Here is a 19,295-nt window from a genome sequence, read left to right as displayed (position 1 = left end):
AAGGCAAGCCGTGAAGCGTTAACAACCGAACCGAATCACGAGATCATGTCAACCGAACCAATCGCCTGAACGATTATCAACCGAAACCTATCACCAAAACCGAATCACCTCCCCAATTTCAACCCCGGTAACTGCGCAAAAATACTCACTAGCCCCTCGCCCCAGCCCTTACGGATCATCATAAAATAGGGGTGTTCCTCGGTGATCCTATACTGCTGAGCAGTGCTGAAACTGTCGAGGGGGTAGATCATCACATCCAGCGGCAAGCCCACTGACAAATTACTGCGCAAAGTCGAGTCCATCGAAATCAGTGCACATTGCATCGCCTGATCCAGCGGGGTTTCGTAGCTCAACACGCGGTCAATAATGGGCTTACCATATTTACTTTCGCCAATCTGAAAATAGGGGGTGTCCTGGGTGGCTTCAATAAAATTACCCTGCGGATAGATGTGGAACAGTCGTAGCCCTTCCCCCTTAATCTGGCCACCTAACAACAGGTTACAGTTGAAATCTGTGCCGCCGCTGTTTTGCTGCGCGCCGCTGTCTCGGTTAATCACCTCACGCACCGTTTCACCTATCAGGGTGGCGGCTTCGTACATTGAACCGACATTCATCAGGTTGATTTGTTCTGGATCGAGACAGCGGCGTTGTAGCAAGCTAACAATACTCTGTGTGGTCGCCAAATTGCCCGCGCTTTGCACCACCAGTGTTCGTTCGCCCTGTTGCTGGAACAGATGCAATTTACGAAAAGTGGAAATATGATCCACTCCGGCGTTGGTTCGGGAGTCGGAAGCAAACACTAACCCGGACGACAGCCGCATGGCCACGCAGTAAGTCATTGAACAGTATCCTTTTATTGCGACATATCACGTCGTGGGGTCGATAACATATGCACGGCAGCAATGGTTTGCATATCCTCATAGCCACCGCCTCGGCGAATGCCGCGCACTGGGCAAGCATCCAGATAATCTATGCCCACCGCCAGTTTCAAATGCTGATTCGGTTGGCAGGTGTTATTGGTGACGTCAAAGCTCTGCCAATGCCCATCCAGCCACACTTCTGCCCAAGCATGGGTCGCGACATGGCTGGAGGATTCTGTATAAAGATAGCCGCTTACATAGCGTGCTGGAATATTTAAACTTCGGCAACAGGCAAGAAAGACGTGGGTGTGATCCTGACATACCCCTTGCCCGGCGGCAAAAGCTTGGGCTGCGCTGTCCTGGACCGTGGTGGTGCCGGGGCTGTAGGGCATTTTTGCCAGCAGTTCGCCCATCATCAGTGTCAGGCAATCCAATTGTGCATCCGCATGGGTCACGCCCTGACAATAACCGGATGCAAATTGGCGGATGGCGAAATCGGGCTGAGTCAGTGGGCTGTGGCGCAGAAACACCAGTGGGGAGAGGTGGTCGCCACTGTCATCCTCCACGTTATCTTCAATCTCCACCACCCCCTGCGCCTGAATAGTGATGGCTTGATGGGGTTTATCCAGTGTCAGTACGTGCAGCACATTGCCAAAAGCGTCAGTGGTGCGAATGGCATCTTCCGGCAAGGTCAGTTGCCAGGACAAAATCCGCTGGTGGGCAGAATCCTGTGGCGTCAGGCGCAGATACTGCGTGCTGTGCTGCACTTGTTGTGCATAGGTGTAGTGGGTGCTGTGATCGACATTCAGTCTCATTGGACCTCCAGATAGGTTTGACGAATGCTGTCAGCGATCGCATTGATCTTGCCTAAAAAATCCATCAGATAAATGTGTAGGCCATCGGCCATCACATCGTTAATGCTGCTAAAACGCAGCTCGGCAAGCAAGATGCTGACCAACCGTCGTGGCTGATGACTGCGGCTGCCGCCAATCAATTCCAACTGCTGCTCCATGTCGCTGATGCAGGCCAGCAGGGAGCGGGGGATCTCATTGCGTAAAATCAGCAGTTCCGCAATCGCCTCGCGGCTAAGTTGCTGTTTGTACAAGCTGTGGTATGCCTCACGCGCACTGACGGCCCGCAATAAGGTGTCCATGCGGTAGTATTCGCGCACCGGATCATCGTCGTTATCCAGCAATTGGTTTTTGACATCCAACAGGCGAGCAGTGCTGTCAGCCCGCTCAATCAAGGTGCCCAGACGAATAAAATAGAGTGCATCGCTGCGCAGTAAAGTGCCGTAAACCGCACCACGAAAGAGATGTGAGCGCTCCTTAACCCAGTCAAAAAAGGCATCGATACCGGCGGCGCTGATCCCCTGTCGGCGCAGCTGTTTCATCTCAATCCAGGTGGCGTTGATACTTTCCCATACCTCGGATGACAAGCTGCCGCGCACCGCATGGGCATTGTTCCAGGCCATCTGTAAGCAGCTAAAAATACTGCTGGGGTTATGGCTGTCGAGCACGAAAAAATTCAGCAGGTGGGTCATCGACACCTGCGGGTAGTGTTCGGCAAACAGGGCCTGCGTGTTGCTCAGACTGAGAGGCACCAATAGATCAAAATTCACGCGGGTGCTGGTGGGCATCATCGATAGCCGGTTGGTGACATCCAGCACTCGGGTGATGTTCTCTGCCCGCTCAAGATAACGGGCCATCCAATAAAGCTCGCTGGCTGTTCGGCTTAACATGCATCATCCTCCAATACCCAAGTGTCTTTGGTGCCGCCGCCTTGCGAGGAGTTAACCACCAGTGAGCCATCCGCCAGTGCCACACGGGTCAGGCCGCCGGGCACGAGACGAATTTCCGCGCCGGAGAGGGCAAAAGGGCGCAGATCAATGTGGCGTGGGGCAAGGCCATTGTTCACAAAGGTCGGGCAGGTGGAGAGAGCGAGGGTCTCTTGTGCAATGTAGTTTTGTGGTCGCGCGAGTAGCAACTGGCGGAATTGGGCAATCTCCGCTTGGGTGGCCGCGGGGCCGATCAACATGCCATAGCCCCCTGCGCCATGAACTTCTTTCACCACCATCTGATCCAGATTAGCCAAGACATAAGATAAATCAGTAGGTTGGCGGCATTGCCAGGTGGGGACATTCGCCAGAATAGGATCTTCGGCAAGGTAAAAACGAATCATCTCCGGCACATACGGATAGATAGATTTATCATCTGCAACGCCAGTACCAATTGCGTTAGCCAATACCACCCCACCTGCCCGATAGACTGATAGCAGTCCGGGGACACCTAGCATGGAGTCAGGGCGGAAAGCCAGTGGGTCGAGGAAGGCGTCGTCCACGCGCCGATAGATAACATCAATTTTGCAAGGGCCGGCGGTGGTGCGCATAAAGACCGCGCCCTCTTTGACAAACAGATCAGCGCTTTCAACCAGCTCGACTCCCATCTGCTGCGCTAAAAAACTGTGCTCAAAATAGGCACTGTTAAAGCGGCCTGGGGTCAGCACCACCACGGTAGGATCGTTAACGGGCGTGCTTTCGCGCAGTGTTTGCAACAGATGAGAAGGGTAGCGCTCAACCGGGGCGATACGTTGTTGCGCAAACAGTTCCGGATAGAGCCGCATCATCATTTTGCGGTTTTCCAGCATATAGGAGACGCCGGATGGGGTGCGCAGATTATCCTCCAACACATAATAGAGGCCATCGCTATTACGAACCATATCCACGCCAATGATGTGTGCGTAGGTGTCGCGGTGCAGGTTCACCCCTTGCATACAGGGCTGATATTGGTCATTGGCTAGCACTTGTTCAGCCGGAATAATCCCTGCTTTTAGAATGTGTTGATCGTGGTAAATATCATGTAAAAACGCATTCAGCGCTTGAACACGTTGGCGAATGCCACGGTCCAACATCTGCCATTCACTGGCGGGAATAATACGTGGCACGCTATCGAACGGGATTAAACGCTCTGCGCCATCATCGTCACCATACACATTGAAGGTGATGCCCACCCGGTGAAACAGCAGTGCAGCTTCTTCACGCTTACGCGCAATCGTCAGTTGATCGGCCTGTTGCAACCATTGCCAGTAGGCGTCGTAATGGCTTCGGTGTTGCCCCTGCGCCAGTAACATTTCATCGAAAAATCGTGATGCGGAAAGGTCGATGTTCAGCATTATCACCTCGCAAACAGAACAGGCTGTAGTGAGGATTACGCATAAACTGTGCCAGCTCGTAAAACAGGCAAAATAGGGGGAGTTAGCGCGATTTCAGCACTATTAGGGTGCAATCAGTGAGTCTGCTGCTTTATTGATGGGCAGAAAATTGCCACATCATTAGCATGATGATCTGCCATGGCGCACAGGGAAAAGGGGGCGGAAGTATTTATGGAGGAGCAACAAAACACGGCTGGCAATCACCAGCCGTGAAGTTAATGACAAAGCGTCAGTGGCGGAGAGAACAGGCAGATCGTAAAGACGCCGTAAATCCGTCCCTGGAGGCTCGAGCCGCGCCATCCGTGGCGCGGACGCTTTACTCTTCCACCTGCCCTCACCGTTCCAGATCGAGTCATTGAGGTTTGTCATCCGTCTGACGGCTGGCAATCACCTACCGTATACGCAATGACAGCAGAATTAACGACGTACCGCGATAGCTTCGATTTCGATTTTGACATCTTTCGGCAGACGCGCCACTTCAACACATGAACGCGCAGGGAATGGCGCGCTGTGCTCATTGAAGAAGGCTTCGTAAGTGGCGTTAACTGTGCTGAAATCATTCAGATCTTGCACGAATACCGTGGTTTTCACGATATCGGCAACTTTCAGGCCCGCCGCTTCGACGATAGCTTTCACATTTTCCAGTGACTGACGCGCCTGAGCTGAAACATCATCAGCTACCAGACCGGTTTTAGGGTCAACCGGGATCTGGCCGGAAGTGAAGATCATGCTGCCCAGATCAACCCCCTGGACATAAGGGCCAATGGCGGCAGGGGCGAGTTCAGTGCTAATAATGCGTGACATGGTGACTCCTGGTTTACGTGATGCAGAAAAGATATACCCGTCATATTTCAGGTTACAGGTGTGTTGGCTGCATCATGAAATCTAATGGGTATCATTATTTCCATCATTATAAAGCTGGGATGAATAACGGCAACCCGCGCGAACTAAGTTTGCTACCGGCCGCCGTGTTAATTCGCTTACAGCTTGTCATCCATTTACAGTACTTAATCCGCTTGCAGAACCACCTGGTGATCGAACTCTTTCTCGCAATATTGGCACTTCAGGTGGATCTCGCCCAATTTGGCTTTCACTTTGAAGCTGGAGTCGACCGGCTCATTATGGCTGATGCAGTTGCTGTTCGGGCAGGTGAGGACGCCGTCGATCTGCTCTGGCAGGCTGAGGGTGAGTTTCTTCACCACTTCGTAATTATCGATGCGGTTGACGGTTGCGTCTGGGGCATACATCGCCAATTGGTTGGCTTGTTGCTCAGTCAGGAAAGTATTTTCTATCTTAATCAGATCCTTACGACCTGAGCGCTTAGAGGGCAAATTCAAGCCGATGGTAATACGTTGATCTGTCGCGGTCAGTTTGAATAGCGATAGCAATTTGAATCCGATCTGCGCCGGAATATGGTCAATCACGGTGCCACATTTAATTGCTTCAACCTGTAGTTTGTAATCCTGAGTCATGTTCAATTCTCCCTCAAAGAGCCAATTCAGCGTTTAAGACCAGAGCCAGCAGCGCCTGGCGGGCAAAAATCCCATTACCTGCCTGTTGGAAATAGTAGGCGTAAGGCGTTTTATCGACATCAGTGGTGATCTCATCAATCCGTGGCAGTGGGTGCAGCACTTTGAGATTATCCCGCGCGCCATTCAAATCCGCAGCACGCAGGACAAATTGTGCTTTGACATTGGCGTATTCTGACGGGTCAAGGCGCTCTTTTTGTACGCGAGTCATGTAGAGAATATCCAGATCCGCGACCACCTCTTCAATGCTTTGGTGCAGGCTGTATTTGATCCCTTTTTCATCCAACATTTGCAGGATATAGGCGGGCATTGCCAGCGCATCCGGGGCGATAAAGAAGAAGCGGTTGCCGTCGAATTTTGCCAGCGCCTGGGTCAGTGAATGCACAGTGCGGCCATATTTCAGGTCACCGACCATAGCAATATTAATGTTATCCAGCCGCCCTTGGGTCTCCTGAATGGTGAAGAGATCGAGCAGGGTTTGCGTCGGATGCTGGTTTGCACCATCACCGGCATTGACCACCGGTATATTGCCGGAGAATTGTGCCGCCAGTCGGGCCGCGCCCTCCTGTGGGTGGCGCATGACGATGGCATCCACATAGGTGCTGATCACCGACACGGTATCGGCCAGTGTCTCGCCTTTTTTGCCCAGCGACGTATTACTGCTGTCAGAGAAACCGACCACGGATGCACCCAGGCGATGAATCGAGGTTTCAAACGACAGACGGGTGCGGGTTGAGGCTTCGAAAAAGCAACTGGCGATCACTTTATGTTTTAACAGCTCAGGTTGCGGGTGGTTCTTCAGGCTGGCGGCGGTACGTAGCACCAGCTCCAGGTCATCGCGACATAAGTCATTAATTGAGATGATATGCTTGTGATACAACGGGTTGGCCATTTTTCGCTCTCCTCTGTGACTGCCCGTGGTCGCGGGCTTTTAATCGGTTGTAATGCAGTTAAGGTGCAATTCGGCCTGATCGACAGACAAAAAAAAGCCCCTCAACGAGGGGCCTTACAGGATCGGTTTAGCAACGGGAGAAACCACGGCAGTTTGCTGCCTGCTGGCTGGCCATTTTGTCGACCCTCAATTGGGTCATTTTCAACAAAACGACGATTTTGAGTGAAATCTAAGCAGCTTTTCATCATATCTCCCGGCAAATTGTGGCGAATTATACTCGTGTGCCATTTCTCTGCAAGGGGCAAAAGCCGCATTTTTTATGATTAGCAAACGATTACTTGTTGGGTTTGGTTTCAAATGGGAAACAGTTGCAAAATGGCGGGGATCGTCACTAATGCAATGAGCAGTGAGACAACAATCGCTAGCGAGATAATTTCCTGTTTGAACTCATATTTCTTAGCGAATACATAAACGCCAGCGCCGATGACATCAGTAGCTATATGAATATCAATAAGATGCTATGGGCATATTCGATGTTAGAAACTTATCACTTGCAATTTATCATTCTGAATCAAGTTGTTATTCGAGGTTGATTATAAAACTGATGATTAATTACACAAATTGATTTGTAGCTTAAATAATTAGATTTTATTTTTATGGATAATAATCAGATGTGGCGCAATAAAATTATTGCTGATCTATTTTAGCCGCATATTGATCATAAATAACCAATAAACGCGGCTATCGGAAATATTAAGCAGCAAGTGTGCCGCTAATCTTAGTCCTCGTCGAACCCCGAATTAAACAACTCAATAACTGCACTCAGCGCCTGAATCTCATCAGGGCCGGTCGCTTCAACCTCAATCTGGCGGCCTTTAGCGGAGTCTAGCATCAGCAGTGCAATCACACTGCTGGCTTCGGCTTCGGTCCCGCTGTCATTACGTAACATCACTTCTGCATCAAAACTCTGAACCAGCTCGAACAATTTCATTGCGGGTCTGGCGTGCATCCCCAACTTGTTCTTGATCTCAACGGTCTGTTTGACGGTCATTATTTACGTTTTTCCAGAGTACGGTGGCGTGATTGGACATTTTTGCCACGAGCGCGGAAATAATCTGCCAATTGTTCAGCTACATAGACCGAGCGGTGCTTACCGCCGGTACAACCAATGGCAACCGTCAGATAACTGCGATTATTGGTTTCCAGCATGGGCAGCCACTGTTCCAGATAGCTGCGAGTCTGGTAAATAAAGTTGTGTACTTCGGTATGGCGATCGAGGAAGGAGATTACAGGCTTGTCCAGACCGGTCATCGGACGTAGTTTCGGGTCCCAGTGTGGGTTCGGCAGGAAACGTACGTCGAAAACATAATCGGCATCAATGGGAATCCCGTGCTTGAAGCCAAATGACTCAAACACCATCGTCAGTTCGCGCTCACGTTTACCCAGCAGGCGGGTACGCAGCATCTCAGCTAACTCGTGCACTGACATTTCTGAGGTATCAATAACCAGATCAGCCCGTGAGCGCAGAGGCTCTAGCAGGATACTCTCTTCATCAATAGCACTTTCTAATGACAGATTTTTAGCCGAAAGCGGGTGCAGGCGGCGGGTATCACTGTAGCGACGAATCAAGGTATTGCGGTCAGCATCCAAAAACAGCAACTGCGGTGAGAAACTGTCTGGCAATTGAGTCATGGCATGTTCAAATACCTCAGGAGATTCCGGCATATTGCGCACGTCTATGCTCACTGCCGCTGAGATATTCCTACCGGCAAGTGTGTTTGCCAACTGCGGCAGCAGAACCACGGGTAAGTTATCGACACAATAAAAGCCCATATCTTCCAATGCGCGTAAAGCAACAGACTTCCCTGAACCGGAACGGCCGCTGACAATCATCAGCACCATGTGAGTGACTCCCCTTGGTATCTCTTTGGCGCTCATCGCCACTATTACGAATCAACATTCCGGCTATAACAGCTGGGTTTGCGAATAGACCCGCGCTGCTAGGCACCCTTTACCCGTTTACGCCGTTTCTGGTGGCAACTCTGTAATGATTTGATAAAGCTCATCATCACTGTGTGCTGCACGTAGACGGCGACACACTGTTTTATCAGCTAATCGCTTGGCCACTAAAGACAAAGTGTGTAAGTGAGTTTTACATTGATCTGCCGGAACCAACAAGGCAAATAATAGATCAACAGGTTGATTATCAATAGCATCGAAGGCAATGGGTTGTTCCAGGCGGATAAACACACCCACGGCGCGCAGCGTATCTTCCTCCAGTTTGCCATGAGGTATCGCGATGCCACTACCAATGCCGGTACTGCCCATGCGCTCACGGGTCAATACAGCATCGAAAACGACCTGTGAAGGCAGGTTTAGCTGTTTGGCAGCCAACTCGCTGATAATTTCCAAAGCCCGTTTTTTACTTGAGCAATATACGGAGCTTTTGGTGCACTCGATATTTAATACCGAGCTTAATTGCAATGCTGGATCGTTGATCATCTCATCTTTCACTTAAGCGCTATTTTAAGCCCAAACCAGCGGTGATCTGTTCTTCACCGCTGGATCGGGTTATGTCGCGCGTATAGAACCTTCGTTAGGTATAATAGCTACAAGGATTCTTAATGTTGTTTCAATTTATCTTTATGCTTGTTCAACTGGCGGGCCAGTTTATCAACCAAAATATCAATTGCGGCGTACATATCTTCCTGCTCTGAACTTGCGTGCAACTCGCCTCCATTCACATGTACCGTGGCTTCTGCAATTTGTTTTACTTTTTCGACACTTAAAACCACGTACACTTGGTTAATGCGATCAAAATATTGCTCAAGTTTGGCAAATTTAGTGTTAACAAACTCACGTAATGCTTCGGTTATTTCAACATGATGTCCGGTAATATTGAGCTGCATAGTCTCTTCCTTCTCAGTTCAGGTCAAACCAACTGTTTACGTTGATTCGACGGCGGGATGGATAACGACTCTCGGTACTTCGCGACGGTTCGCCGTGCCACCATGATGCCTTGTTCACATAATAGTGTGGTTAGCTTACTGTCGCTAAGGGGTTTGGCAGGGTTTTCTGCCGCAACCAATTTTTTCACCAGTGCACGAATTGCGGTGGAAGAGGCTTCGCCTCCGCTCTCGGTATTGACGTGACTGGAGAAGAAATATTTCAGCTCGAAAATCCCCCGAGGACTGTGCAGGAACTTCTGCGTGGTCACGCGGGAGATGGTCGATTCATGCATATCTACGGCCTGGGCAATGTCAGCCAGCACCATGGGTTTCATAAACTCTGGCCCATTTTCAAAAAATGCGACCTGCTGCTCTACAATACAACGCGCAACCTTCAGCAGCGTTTCATTGCGGCTTTCAAGGCTTTTTATCAACCATTTTGCCTCTTGCAGATTGCTGCGGATAAACTGCCCGTCGCTATCATTACGAGTATTGCTACCCATGGCAGCATAGTGTTGATTAATTTTTAGGCGTGGAATGCTATCGGCATTTAGCTCGACCGTCCATTGATCTTTGTCTTTACGGACCAAAACATCGGGAATGACATACTCAGATTCGCCGGTATTGATCGACTGACCCGGTCGTGGGTCCAGTGACTGAATCAGGGCGATCGCTTCCTTAAGTGTATCTTCTTTTAGCCGACTTAAACGGATCATTGTGCGGAAATCATGGTTGCCTAGCAAATCCAGATAATCGCTAACGACCAAGCGAGCTTCGGCAAGATAAGGGGTCTCTTTGGCATATTGCGATAGCTGCACCAACAGACATTCACGCAGGTTGCGCGCTGCCACGCCAATGGGATCAAAGTGCTGTATCCGCTTGAGTACGGCTTCGACTTCGTCTAGCGCGATGTTCTCGTCACCCATGCTTTCCAGAATATCTTCCAGCGGAACGGTGAGATAGCCGGTTTCATCAACTGCATCGACAATGGAGGTCGCGATGGCGGCATCGGTCTCAGAGAATGGGGTCAAATCTACCTGCCACATGAGATAATCTTGCAGTGTTTGGGTGGTTTCGCCCTGATAGACCGGCAACTCATCATCACTGTAATCGTTGCCCATTCCTGATGGTGTACCTGCGGTGTAGATCTCATCCCAGGTGGCATCCAGTGGCAACTCTTCTGGCATATCTTTTTGTTCCAGCGCTTCGCGAGTATCAAGCGATTCACTGTCTACTGTTTCTTTGGCGTCTATCTCTTCATGAAGATCCGTTTGCTCAAGCAGAGGGTTGCTCTCCAGCGCTAACTGAATCTCCTGCTGGAGTTCAAGTGTAGAGAGTTGCAACAGACGAATAGCCTGTTGAAGCTGCGGAGTCATTGCCAGTTGTTGGCTGAACTTGAGTTGCAAACCTTGCTTCATAATGCGGTATCAATTTTCCTTAATGGCTGAAAACGGCTTAACGATCTGTATTGGAAGAAGATTAGAGACGGAACTCTTCGCCCAGATAGACACGTTTAACTTGTTCGTCAGCCAAAATTTCCTGTGGTGTGCCGTGAGCGATTAAGTGCCCTTGGCTTACAATATAAGCCCGCTCACAAACGTCTAACGTTTCACGCACGTTATGGTCGGTAATCAGTACACCAAGACCACTGTCGCGCAGATGCTCAATAATTTTTTTGATATCAATAACAGAAATTGGGTCAACCCCGGCAAATGGCTCATCCAGCAGAATAAACTTAGGATTTGCCGCCAATGCGCGGGCAATTTCAACACGGCGGCGTTCACCACCAGAGAGTGACTGCCCCAGGCTGTCACGTAGATGGGTGATATGAAACTCTTCCATCAACTCATCAGCCCTTTCCTGGCGCTGCTCAGCTGTGAGGTCTTTACGGATTTCCAGCACCGCCATCAGATTGTTAAATACACTCAGGCGGCGGAAGATGGAAGCTTCTTGCGGTAAATAACCAATGCCGCGACGGGCGCGTTCATGGAGTGGCAAGAGGCTGATATCTTCGTCATCAATCACAATGCGCCCGGCGTCACGCTGGACAATGCCGACAACCATATAAAAGGTGGTGGTCTTACCTGCGCCGTTTGGCCCAAGCAGGCCGACAATTTCACCGGACTTTACACTCAGGCTCACGTCTTCGACCACTTTACGGCCTTTGTACGCCTTAGCCAGCTTTTCTGCGATTAATGTTGCCATAAATGATTACTTACTCTTCTTTTGGCCTGAAGCTGCTGGCCCTTTGTCTTGTAATTGGGACGGTAATAGTACGGTTGTGACGCGATTGCCTTTGTCACTGAAGGCTTCCATATGCTGTTTTTTCACCAGATAAGTGATGCGATCACCTTTGATATTGCTATCAAGTTGCTCCAGATAAGCATTGCCAGTCAACACCACAAAGTCATTCGCGACTTCGTAACGCAGTTTTTGACCATGGCCTTTGACCGGCTTACCGCTGTCTTGCATCTGGTAGAAGGTGACCGGGTTACCAAAACCTTCAATGACCATTTTGCTCTGATCACCACCAGGGCGGGTGACAACCACTTTATCCGCTTTAATCTCGATAGTGCCTTGCTTGATAATCACGTTGTCAGTAAAGGTGACTGTATTCGCCTGCATATCCAGCGCTTGCTTGCCGGAGACCACATTAACGGGCTGATCAGTATCACCGGTTAAAGCCAGTGCTGGCAGGCTTGCGGCCAAAAGTGAACTGGCAAGCAAAAGATGGCGAATTTTATTTTTGGATTTCATAAGAGGTTTTAACCTTTTCAATCAGCTCAGCGGTTTTGTCCCGCAAGTTCCCGCGCATTTTCATGCCGTTAGACGTGAATCCAACACCAAAGAGGGTAACTTCATCGTCTGAGGATACATCCTGAGTGATCAAATTAACCTGGGCGTTATCAGTTTTAATTTTCTTTAATTGTGCATCTGGAGTCAGGCTATCGACCTCAACATGACCATACAAATAGAGCATTTTATCATCAGTCAGCTTGGCGCGGTCTGCCCGCACTGTCCAGGTAGCAACCGCATTATCACCAAACATCGTCATGACCGGCTTGGTAAACCAGGTCAGTTGCTGGGCGTTGAAGTTCTGCACCTCTTCCGCGACCAATTTATAATTCAACTGCCCGACCGGATTAAACACCACAGTCACAGTATGCTGGCTTTGTGAAGATGGCTCATTATTATCCGCCACTGTTTGCGTGTCCTGCTGGTTAAACCCGGACATATTCCAGCCAATCAATATCAAAACAATCAATGCCAGAGATAGGGTTATCCATAGTCTTGTTTTACTCATATCGACAATCCTTTGGCGCCGTCGAGTTTATCCTGGGCCAATAATATCAAATCACATATCTCGCGCACTGCACCGCGCCCGCCATTAATTTGTGTCACATAATGCGCTTTGGGAAGCAGTAACGGATGGGCATCCGCCACCGCGACAGATAACCCCACTTGCGCCATCACTGGCCAATCAATCAGGTCATCGCCAATATAAGCCACCTGCTCAGGTTGGCAGTTTACTGCTTGCAACAATTCATTATAGGCGACCAGCTTATCAGATTGCCCTTGATAAAGGTGGGTAATGCCTAAGGTGTTAGCGCGGTCTTCCAGTAATTTGGCGCGGCGGCCGGTGATAATCGCCACTTCAATACCTGAGGTTATCAGGCAGCGGATACCATAGCCATCACGCACATTAAACGCTTTCAGCTCTTCGCCCTGATTCCCCATATAAATCAGGCCATCGGACATCACGCCATCCACATCACAGATGAGCAGGCGAATGTTTGCCGCGCGTTGCATAACACTGTCAGCGACTGGGCCGTAGCATGTGTCCAAATAGACGGTGCTGCTCATAATTTATCCTTTGTTAAACCACTCCGGCTCTTAGCATATCGTGCATATGCACCACGCCAAGCAGTTGCTCACCGTCAGCCACCAACACCGCCGTAATATGACGTGACTCCATCAGGTTGAGTGCATCGACCGCCAACATGGTCGGACGAACTCGAATACCGCCGCTGGTCATGACGTCGGCGATTTTCGCACTATTCAAATCAACGCCCATATCGAATACCCGGCGCAAATCACCGTCGGTAAAGATACCCTTAATCATCATCAGATCGTCACAGATTACGGTTAAACCCAGATTTTTCCGAGTAATTTCCAGTAGTGCATCACGCAATGAAGCATCAGGGCTGACGTGTGGGATCTCCGCGCCAGTGTGCATGATATCGCTGATTCGCAACAGCAACTTGCGCCCAAGTGCTCCGCCCGGATGGGAGAGGGCAAAATCTTCCTGGGTGAACCCGCGCGCCTGTAGCAATGCCACGGCGAGGGCATCGCCCATGACCAAAGTGGCGGTGGTACTGGTGGTGGGGGCCAGACCCAGTGGGCAAGCTTCTTGCGGAACTTTAATGCATAAGTGAATATCGGCGGCTTTACCCATGGTGCTTTCAGGGTTATTACTCATGCAGATCAGCTTGATTTTCTGGCGCTTGAGTACCGGGATCAGCGCCAGAATTTCGTTGGATTCACCTGAATTGGAGATGGCCAAGACGATATCTTGCGGCGTGACCATGCCAAGGTCGCCATGACTGGCTTCCGCCGGATGGACAAAAAATGCAGGCGTACCGGTGCTCGCAAAGGTCGCCGCAATTTTGCAGCCAATATGGCCCGATTTACCCATCCCCATCACCACAACTTTGCCATGACAATTAAATATCGCTTCGCAGGCGCTGGAAAAGTCGTCATTAATGTATTGATCGAGCTGTGCCAGCCCTTCGCGCTCAATGTGTAATACCTGTTTACCCGCCTGCTGAAAATCCATTCTTGGTTGCGAATCAAAAGAAGACATATTTGGTTCCCGTAGCAGCATTTTTTATGCAGCCAATGTTTTATGAGTCAATGTCTTACGTGGCCATTGTTTTTTATAGCGCTGCTTTAGCAGCACTGTTTTGTGTGGCACTACTTTAGGTAGCTCGTTTATGTTACGCCACACTAAAAGGGGCGAAGAACAGCACCGCAAGATAAGCAATAAACCCACATAATAACAGAGCACCCGCCATATGGCCGATTCGATGTTTACGGCCCAGGCAAAGGATCGTGAATATCACGCTGACACCGAGCATCACCCAATAATCCCGCTGAAAAGCTTCCGGGTTGATATCACCTGGGGACAACAGCGCAGGTACACCTAACACAATCACAATATTAAAAATGTTCGATCCGATGATATTACCGACCGCCATATCATCTTCGCCTTTCAACGCGCCAGCAATGAAGGTCGCCAATTCAGGCAAACTGGTGCCGATAGCAATCACGGTCAACCCAATCACCAGCTCACTGACGCCAGCGACTCGGGCAATAACTGTCGCGTTATCGATAATCATTTTGGCTGACAGCGGCAAAATAATGAAGGCCAGCACTAACCACAATAAGGCCACGGTGGTGCTACTGTCCTGCGGCAATTCAGCCAGCTGTTCGCGGGTCAGGATGTCACTTCCCTCCGCATGGGCCAGTCGCGCAATTTTCAGCATCAGGACAATAAATGCCGCCGCCGCCAGCAGCAAAATAATCCCATCCCCACGGCTGAGATGATTATCGGCCAACAGGAAGCCACACAGCACCGTGACCACCAACATTAAGGGTAATTCACGGCGCAAAATCTCTGAGCGCACGGTCAACGGGCGTATTAAGGCGGCCCCACCCACAATCAGCAACAGATTGGTAATGTTGGAGCCAAGCACATTGCCGACCGCCATATCGGTTTGGTTATTGAGGGCCGCAGTCACCGAAACAATCAACTCTGGCAGCGATGTGCCGATCCCCACAATGGTCATCCCGATAATGAGCGGAGGAATACCAAAAGAGCGGGATAACACCGCAGCGCCGTAGACTAATCGATCAGCGCCATACACTAATAAAACCAAACCAATGATTAATAGTGTTATCGCAAGAAACATGCAGAGTCCTTTATTAGGTATAATCCTGATCCATTGGCTGCTGGTAACAGATAGCCCGTTGGCAAAAAATGGCTGACAATAGGTGTTCGCACTTATTTTTGCTTAGGCTCTAATTTTGACTGCGAGAGTCAGAAAAGTAAAACTTATGGCAACTTTGGCTACGAAAAAACGGTAATAAATTGCCAAACTACTTCCAATTGCGCTCGTTGCGGCCATTTGATGTAGCATTGGTGGCTGAATGAGTAATAAAAGGCTCAAAGGACGAATGATAATGAATCAAATGGCGTCGAATTTGATAGAGATCCAGGGGATGAGTTTCACCCGTGGTGAGCGTCCGATATTCGCCGATATCAATATGACGGTCCCGCGCGGCAAAGTGACTGCAATTATGGGGCCTTCAGGTATAGGTAAAACCACGCTGCTGCGTCTGATTGGTGGGCAACTTGCTCCAGATGCCGGCGAAATCTGGTTTGATGGTGATAATATTCCGACGCTTTCACGTCAGCGTTTGTATGATGTGCGCAAGAAAATGAGCATGTTATTCCAATCCGGGGCGCTATTTACTGATTTAACCGTCTTCGAAAACGTGGCTTTTCCACTGCGCGAACATAGTCGTTTGCCAGAAGAGCTGCTGCACAGCACGGTGATGATGAAGCTGGAAGCGGTGGGGTTGCGTGGCGCGGCTAATCTGATGCCCGCAGAGCTTTCTGGCGGTATGGCGCGTCGTGCGGCATTGGCGCGGGCGATTGCTCTTGATCCTGAATTGATTATGTTTGATGAGCCGTTTGTCGGCCAGGATCCCATTACCATGGGTGTGCTGGTAAAGCTGATTGATGAGCTGAATCATGCGCTGGGCGTCACCTGTGTGGTGGTCTCCCATGATGTACCCGAAGTGCTCAGCATTGCCGATTATGCCTATATTGTTGCAGATCAGCATGTTATTGCTGAAGGAACACCTGAACAGTTACAAGCCAACGACGATATGCGGGTGCGCCAGTTCCTTGATGGTATTGCCGACGGGCCGGTGCCTTTCCGCTTCCCCGCCGGAGATTATAAAACCGAGCTATTAGGTTGATGGAGTATTCATGTTAGTCGAATTGTTAGCGTCTTTAGGTCGTCGGGGCATTAATGTCTGCGCCTCCTTTGGTCGCGCAGGTTTAATGCTGTTCAATGCCCTCGTTGGGCGGCCTGAACCGCGAAAACAGTGGCCATTATTGGTCAAGCAGCTGTATAGCGTCGGGGTGCAATCCCTGCTGATTATTGTGGTTTCCGGTCTGTTTATCGGCATGGTTCTGGGGTTACAAGGCTTTTTGATCCTGACTACCTATAGCGCGGAATCCAGTCTCGGCATGATGGTATCACTGTCACTGCTACGTGAACTGGGGCCGGTGGTGACGGCGCTGCTGTTCGCTGGTCGCGCGGGTTCTGCCTTGACCGCTGAGATTGGCCTGATGAAAGCCACAGAGCAGATCTCCAGCCTGGAGATGATGGCTATCGATCCGCTGCGGCGGGTGGTCGCGCCCCGGTTCTGGGCGGGTCTTATCAGTATGCCATTATTGACCGCGATTTTTGTTGCCGTGGGTATCTGGGGCGGCTCGGTGGTCGGTGTTGACTGGAAGGGGATAGACGGCGGTTTCTTCTGGTCGGCGATGCAGAATGCGGTTGAGTGGCGTACAGATTTACTGAATTGCCTGATTAAGAGTCTGGTATTTGCCATTACCGTGACCTGGATTGCGCTGTTCAATGGTTATGATGCGATCCCAACCTCTGAAGGGATTAGCCGGGCAACGACCCGTACCGTGGTGCATTCATCGCTGGCGGTATTGGGATTAGATTTTGTGCTGACAGCACTGATGTTTGGGAACTGAGTCGATGCAAACGAAGAGAAGTGAAGTCTGGGTAGGCGCGTTTATACTGATTGCGATACTGGCGGTCATATTCCTCTGCCTGCAAGTGGCAGACATTAAATCGGTGGGCAATCAGCCAACTTACCGGATTTACGCAAATTTTGACAACATTGGTGGCCTGAAAATCAATTCGCCAGTCAAGATTGGTGGCGTGGTGGTAGGGAGGGTGGCAGATATTACTCTGGATCTCAAAAACTACAGTCCTCGTGTGGCGATAGATATCCAACAGCGCTATAACCATATCCCAGATACCAGTTCACTGGCAGTCCGCACCTCCGGCTTATTAGGTGAGCAGTTCCTCGCGCTAAATGTCGGGTTTGAAGAGCCAGACATGGGGACTACTATTTTGAAAGATGGTGGCGTGATCCAAGACACCAAATCAGCGCTGGTTCTGGAAGATCTTATCGGTCAGTTCTTGTACAAAAGTGGCGGGGATGGTAATTCTGGTGCGCCAGCGAGTGAGCCAGCAGCGCCAACAGTTGGCGAACCAACACCGGCCGCAAATGGTAGTTTGCCTGCAACTCAACATCCATAAAAGGGAATCTGAATGATTAAACGCTTACTTATGGTCGCATTGCTGGTGGTTGCCCCACTGGCAAATGCTGTCGATCAAACCAACCCGTACCGTCTGATGGATGAAGCGGCGCAAAGAACATTCACGCGCCTGAAAACTGAACAACCTAAGATCAAACAAAACCCAGATTATTTACGCACCATCGTCCGTGAAGAGCTGTTGCCATTTGTCCAGATCAAGTATGCCGGCGCACTGGTGCTTGGTAGCTATTATAAAGCGGCAACACCAGCGCAACGTGAAGCTTACTTCAATGCATTTGGCCAATATCTGGAACAGGCATATGGCCAGGCATTGGCGCTGTACCACGGCCAAACTTACGACGTTGCACCAGACCAACCACTGGGTGATGCTAATATTGTGGCTATCCGTGTGACTATCCTTGACTCCAATGGTCGCCCACCGGTGCGCTTAGATTTCCAATGGCGTAAAAATAGCCAAACGGGCAACTGGCAGGCGTATGACATGATAGCCGAAGGGGTTAGCATGATCAGCACCAAGCAAAATGAGTGGGCATCTATCCTGCGCCAGAAAGGTGTTGATGGCTTGACTCAACAGCTGCTGATTGCAGCGAAACAGCCGATTACCTTAGAAAAGAAATAATGATGGCAAATGAACTGAGCTGGCACTCCCAGCAGGAAACGCTGGTACTGCAAGGTGAGTTAGATCGTGAAACGCTGTTGCCTCTTTGGCAGCAGCGCGAGGCACTGCTGGTGGATAAAACCCATATTGATGTCAGCCAATTACAGCGTGTCGATTCATCCGGTTTGGCGTTACTGGTGCACTTTCGTGAACTGCGAAGCAAACAAGGGGTCTCACTGATCATTACCGGTGTCAGTGATCGGTTGTCGACTCTGATTGAGCTGTACAACCTTCGGGATGTCATTCCGGTAGAAACAGTCAGCACGTAGCCAGTGGAATTAAGCCGGCGAGCTTTTGTGTCGCCTATTTCCAAAACAAAAAACTAAAGTTTTTAGGCCCCTGAACATAATAATGAGACAGGGGCTTTTCTTTAGTTTCGGAGCACGCCGTATTCCACTAATATGTTTGGCTAGCTATGCTCCCCTTAAAAACCATGATCCTCATAAAATAGAAAGAATCTTATGGATACTAACGAAATTAAAGACGTGCTGATGCAAGCATTGGCACTACAAGAAGCGCATGTTACCGGTGATGGCAGCCACTTTCAGGTGATTGCAGTTGGTGAGTTGTTTGCCGACATGAGCCGGGTGAAAAAACAGCAGGCTGTGTATGCGCCTTTGATGGAATATCTCGCTGATAACCGTATTCATGCCTTATCGATTAAGGCTTATACGCCGCAAGAGTGGCAACGGGATCGCAAACTAAACGGCTTTTAATACTGCTGGCTGGTGGGCTGTTTAAGGTTATCGTAAACAGTGCTAAGG

At 49.9% G+C, this 19,295-nt stretch carries 24 protein-coding genes; 6 read left to right on the top strand and 18 right to left on the bottom strand.

Annotated elements, in window-relative coordinates; translation table 11 throughout:
• Window positions 1–104: 104 nt before the first annotated feature.
• The 18 genes from AACW11_RS06675 to AACW11_RS06590 form a co-directional block, all read right to left on the bottom strand.
• The gene (locus AACW11_RS06675; RefSeq protein WP_212584149.1) at window positions 105–839 is read right to left on the bottom strand and encodes a proteasome-type protease; all 735 of its coding nucleotides are present in this window, start codon (window positions 837–839) and stop codon (window positions 105–107) included.
• Between the two features lie 14 nt (window positions 840–853).
• Window positions 854–1,675, bottom strand: coding sequence for a transglutaminase family protein (locus AACW11_RS06670; protein WP_212584148.1), 822 nt, complete (start codon window positions 1,673–1,675; stop codon window positions 854–856).
• The gene (locus tag AACW11_RS06665; protein ID WP_212584147.1) at window positions 1,672–2,601 is read right to left on the bottom strand and encodes an alpha-E domain-containing protein; all 930 of its coding nucleotides are present in this window, start codon (window positions 2,599–2,601) and stop codon (window positions 1,672–1,674) included. Before AACW11_RS06665 ends, AACW11_RS06670 begins: the two co-directional genes overlap by 4 nt.
• On the bottom strand, window positions 2,595–4,031 hold the full coding sequence (locus tag AACW11_RS06660; protein ID WP_212584146.1) for a circularly permuted type 2 ATP-grasp protein: 1,437 nt from the start codon (window positions 4,029–4,031) through the stop codon (window positions 2,595–2,597). The genes AACW11_RS06665 and AACW11_RS06660 overlap by 7 nt, the downstream gene beginning before the upstream one ends.
• Window positions 4,032–4,487: 456 nt before the next feature.
• The gene (gene ridA / locus AACW11_RS06655; RefSeq protein ID WP_212584145.1) at window positions 4,488–4,874 is read right to left on the bottom strand and encodes a 2-iminobutanoate/2-iminopropanoate deaminase; all 387 of its coding nucleotides are present in this window, start codon (window positions 4,872–4,874) and stop codon (window positions 4,488–4,490) included.
• A gap of 203 nt (window positions 4,875–5,077) precedes the next feature.
• Entirely contained in the window at window positions 5,078–5,542 is a 465-nt protein-coding gene (pyrI, locus tag AACW11_RS06650) for an aspartate carbamoyltransferase regulatory subunit (protein WP_212584144.1), read from the bottom strand.
• A gap of 13 nt (window positions 5,543–5,555) precedes the next feature.
• Entirely contained in the window at window positions 5,556–6,491 is a 936-nt protein-coding gene (gene pyrB / locus AACW11_RS06645; RefSeq protein ID WP_212584143.1) for an aspartate carbamoyltransferase, read from the bottom strand.
• A gap of 778 nt (window positions 6,492–7,269) precedes the next feature.
• Complete coding sequence (gene npr / locus AACW11_RS06640) at window positions 7,270–7,542, bottom strand: PTS phosphocarrier protein NPr (RefSeq protein WP_048617932.1); 273 nt, start codon at window positions 7,540–7,542, stop codon at window positions 7,270–7,272.
• The gene (gene rapZ / locus AACW11_RS06635) at window positions 7,542–8,393 is read right to left on the bottom strand and encodes an RNase adapter RapZ (RefSeq protein WP_212584142.1); all 852 of its coding nucleotides are present in this window, start codon (window positions 8,391–8,393) and stop codon (window positions 7,542–7,544) included. Before rapZ ends, npr begins: the two co-directional genes overlap by 1 nt.
• A 117-nt stretch (window positions 8,394–8,510) precedes the next feature.
• Window positions 8,511–8,993: a PTS IIA-like nitrogen regulatory protein PtsN gene (ptsN, locus tag AACW11_RS06630; RefSeq protein ID WP_212584141.1), complete on the bottom strand. Its 483-nt coding sequence runs from the start codon at window positions 8,991–8,993 to the stop codon at window positions 8,511–8,513.
• Window positions 8,994–9,112: 119 nt separating this feature from the next.
• On the bottom strand, window positions 9,113–9,400 hold the full coding sequence (gene hpf, locus AACW11_RS06625) for a ribosome hibernation promoting factor (RefSeq protein WP_004874071.1): 288 nt from the start codon (window positions 9,398–9,400) through the stop codon (window positions 9,113–9,115).
• A 23-nt stretch (window positions 9,401–9,423) separates the two neighbouring features.
• Window positions 9,424–10,857, bottom strand: a complete 1,434-nt coding sequence (gene rpoN, locus AACW11_RS06620; RefSeq protein WP_212584140.1) for an RNA polymerase factor sigma-54 — start codon at window positions 10,855–10,857, stop codon at window positions 9,424–9,426.
• Between the two features lie 61 nt (window positions 10,858–10,918).
• Entirely contained in the window at window positions 10,919–11,644 is a 726-nt protein-coding gene (gene lptB, locus AACW11_RS06615) for an LPS export ABC transporter ATP-binding protein (RefSeq protein WP_005276593.1), read from the bottom strand.
• 6 nt (window positions 11,645–11,650) lie between these two features.
• The gene (lptA, locus tag AACW11_RS06610) at window positions 11,651–12,196 is read right to left on the bottom strand and encodes a lipopolysaccharide ABC transporter substrate-binding protein LptA (RefSeq protein ID WP_032898344.1); all 546 of its coding nucleotides are present in this window, start codon (window positions 12,194–12,196) and stop codon (window positions 11,651–11,653) included.
• Window positions 12,180–12,743: an LPS export ABC transporter periplasmic protein LptC gene (lptC, locus tag AACW11_RS06605; RefSeq protein ID WP_212584139.1), complete on the bottom strand. Its 564-nt coding sequence runs from the start codon at window positions 12,741–12,743 to the stop codon at window positions 12,180–12,182. The genes lptA and lptC overlap by 17 nt, the downstream gene beginning before the upstream one ends.
• Window positions 12,740–13,303 carry a 3-deoxy-manno-octulosonate-8-phosphatase KdsC gene (gene kdsC, locus AACW11_RS06600; protein WP_212584138.1) on the bottom strand — a complete coding sequence of 188 codons (564 nt, stop codon included), beginning with the start codon at window positions 13,301–13,303 and terminating at the stop codon, window positions 12,740–12,742. The genes lptC and kdsC overlap by 4 nt, the downstream gene beginning before the upstream one ends.
• Before the next feature lie 13 nt (window positions 13,304–13,316).
• Window positions 13,317–14,303: an arabinose-5-phosphate isomerase KdsD gene (kdsD, locus tag AACW11_RS06595; protein WP_032898346.1), complete on the bottom strand. Its 987-nt coding sequence runs from the start codon at window positions 14,301–14,303 to the stop codon at window positions 13,317–13,319.
• A 133-nt stretch (window positions 14,304–14,436) separates the two neighbouring features.
• The gene (locus AACW11_RS06590; protein ID WP_212584137.1) at window positions 14,437–15,411 is read right to left on the bottom strand and encodes a calcium/sodium antiporter; all 975 of its coding nucleotides are present in this window, start codon (window positions 15,409–15,411) and stop codon (window positions 14,437–14,439) included.
• Window positions 15,412–15,682: 271 nt separating this feature from the next.
• On the opposite strand from AACW11_RS06590, the gene mlaF reads away from it, so the two are divergent.
• The 6 genes from mlaF to ibaG all read left to right on the top strand — a co-directional run bounded on the left by mlaF (window position 15,683) and on the right by ibaG (window position 19,247).
• Window positions 15,683–16,486, top strand: coding sequence for a phospholipid ABC transporter ATP-binding protein MlaF (gene mlaF, locus AACW11_RS06585; RefSeq protein WP_032898349.1), 804 nt, complete (start codon window positions 15,683–15,685; stop codon window positions 16,484–16,486).
• A 10-nt stretch (window positions 16,487–16,496) separates the two neighbouring features.
• Window positions 16,497–17,279 carry a lipid asymmetry maintenance ABC transporter permease subunit MlaE gene (gene mlaE, locus AACW11_RS06580; RefSeq protein ID WP_212584136.1) on the top strand — a complete coding sequence of 261 codons (783 nt, stop codon included), beginning with the start codon at window positions 16,497–16,499 and terminating at the stop codon, window positions 17,277–17,279.
• A 4-nt stretch (window positions 17,280–17,283) separates the two neighbouring features.
• On the top strand, window positions 17,284–17,853 hold the full coding sequence (gene mlaD, locus AACW11_RS06575) for an outer membrane lipid asymmetry maintenance protein MlaD (RefSeq protein WP_212584135.1): 570 nt from the start codon (window positions 17,284–17,286) through the stop codon (window positions 17,851–17,853).
• A 12-nt stretch (window positions 17,854–17,865) separates the two neighbouring features.
• Complete coding sequence (gene mlaC, locus AACW11_RS06570) at window positions 17,866–18,492, top strand: phospholipid-binding protein MlaC (protein WP_212584134.1); 627 nt, start codon at window positions 17,866–17,868, stop codon at window positions 18,490–18,492.
• 2 nt (window positions 18,493–18,494) lie between these two features.
• Complete coding sequence (mlaB, locus tag AACW11_RS06565; protein WP_212584202.1) at window positions 18,495–18,800, top strand: lipid asymmetry maintenance protein MlaB; 306 nt, start codon at window positions 18,495–18,497, stop codon at window positions 18,798–18,800.
• Between the two features lie 192 nt (window positions 18,801–18,992).
• Window positions 18,993–19,247, top strand: coding sequence for a BolA family iron metabolism protein IbaG (gene ibaG / locus AACW11_RS06560; RefSeq protein WP_212584133.1), 255 nt, complete (start codon window positions 18,993–18,995; stop codon window positions 19,245–19,247).
• The last annotated feature ends 48 nt before the right edge of the window (window positions 19,248–19,295 follow it).

The organism is Yersinia sp. Marseille-Q3913 (assembly GCF_963892745.1).
GTDB classification, from domain to species: Bacteria; Pseudomonadota; Gammaproteobacteria; order Enterobacterales; family Enterobacteriaceae; genus Yersinia; species Yersinia bercovieri.
This window is presented reverse-complemented; position numbering and strand designations above follow the sequence as displayed.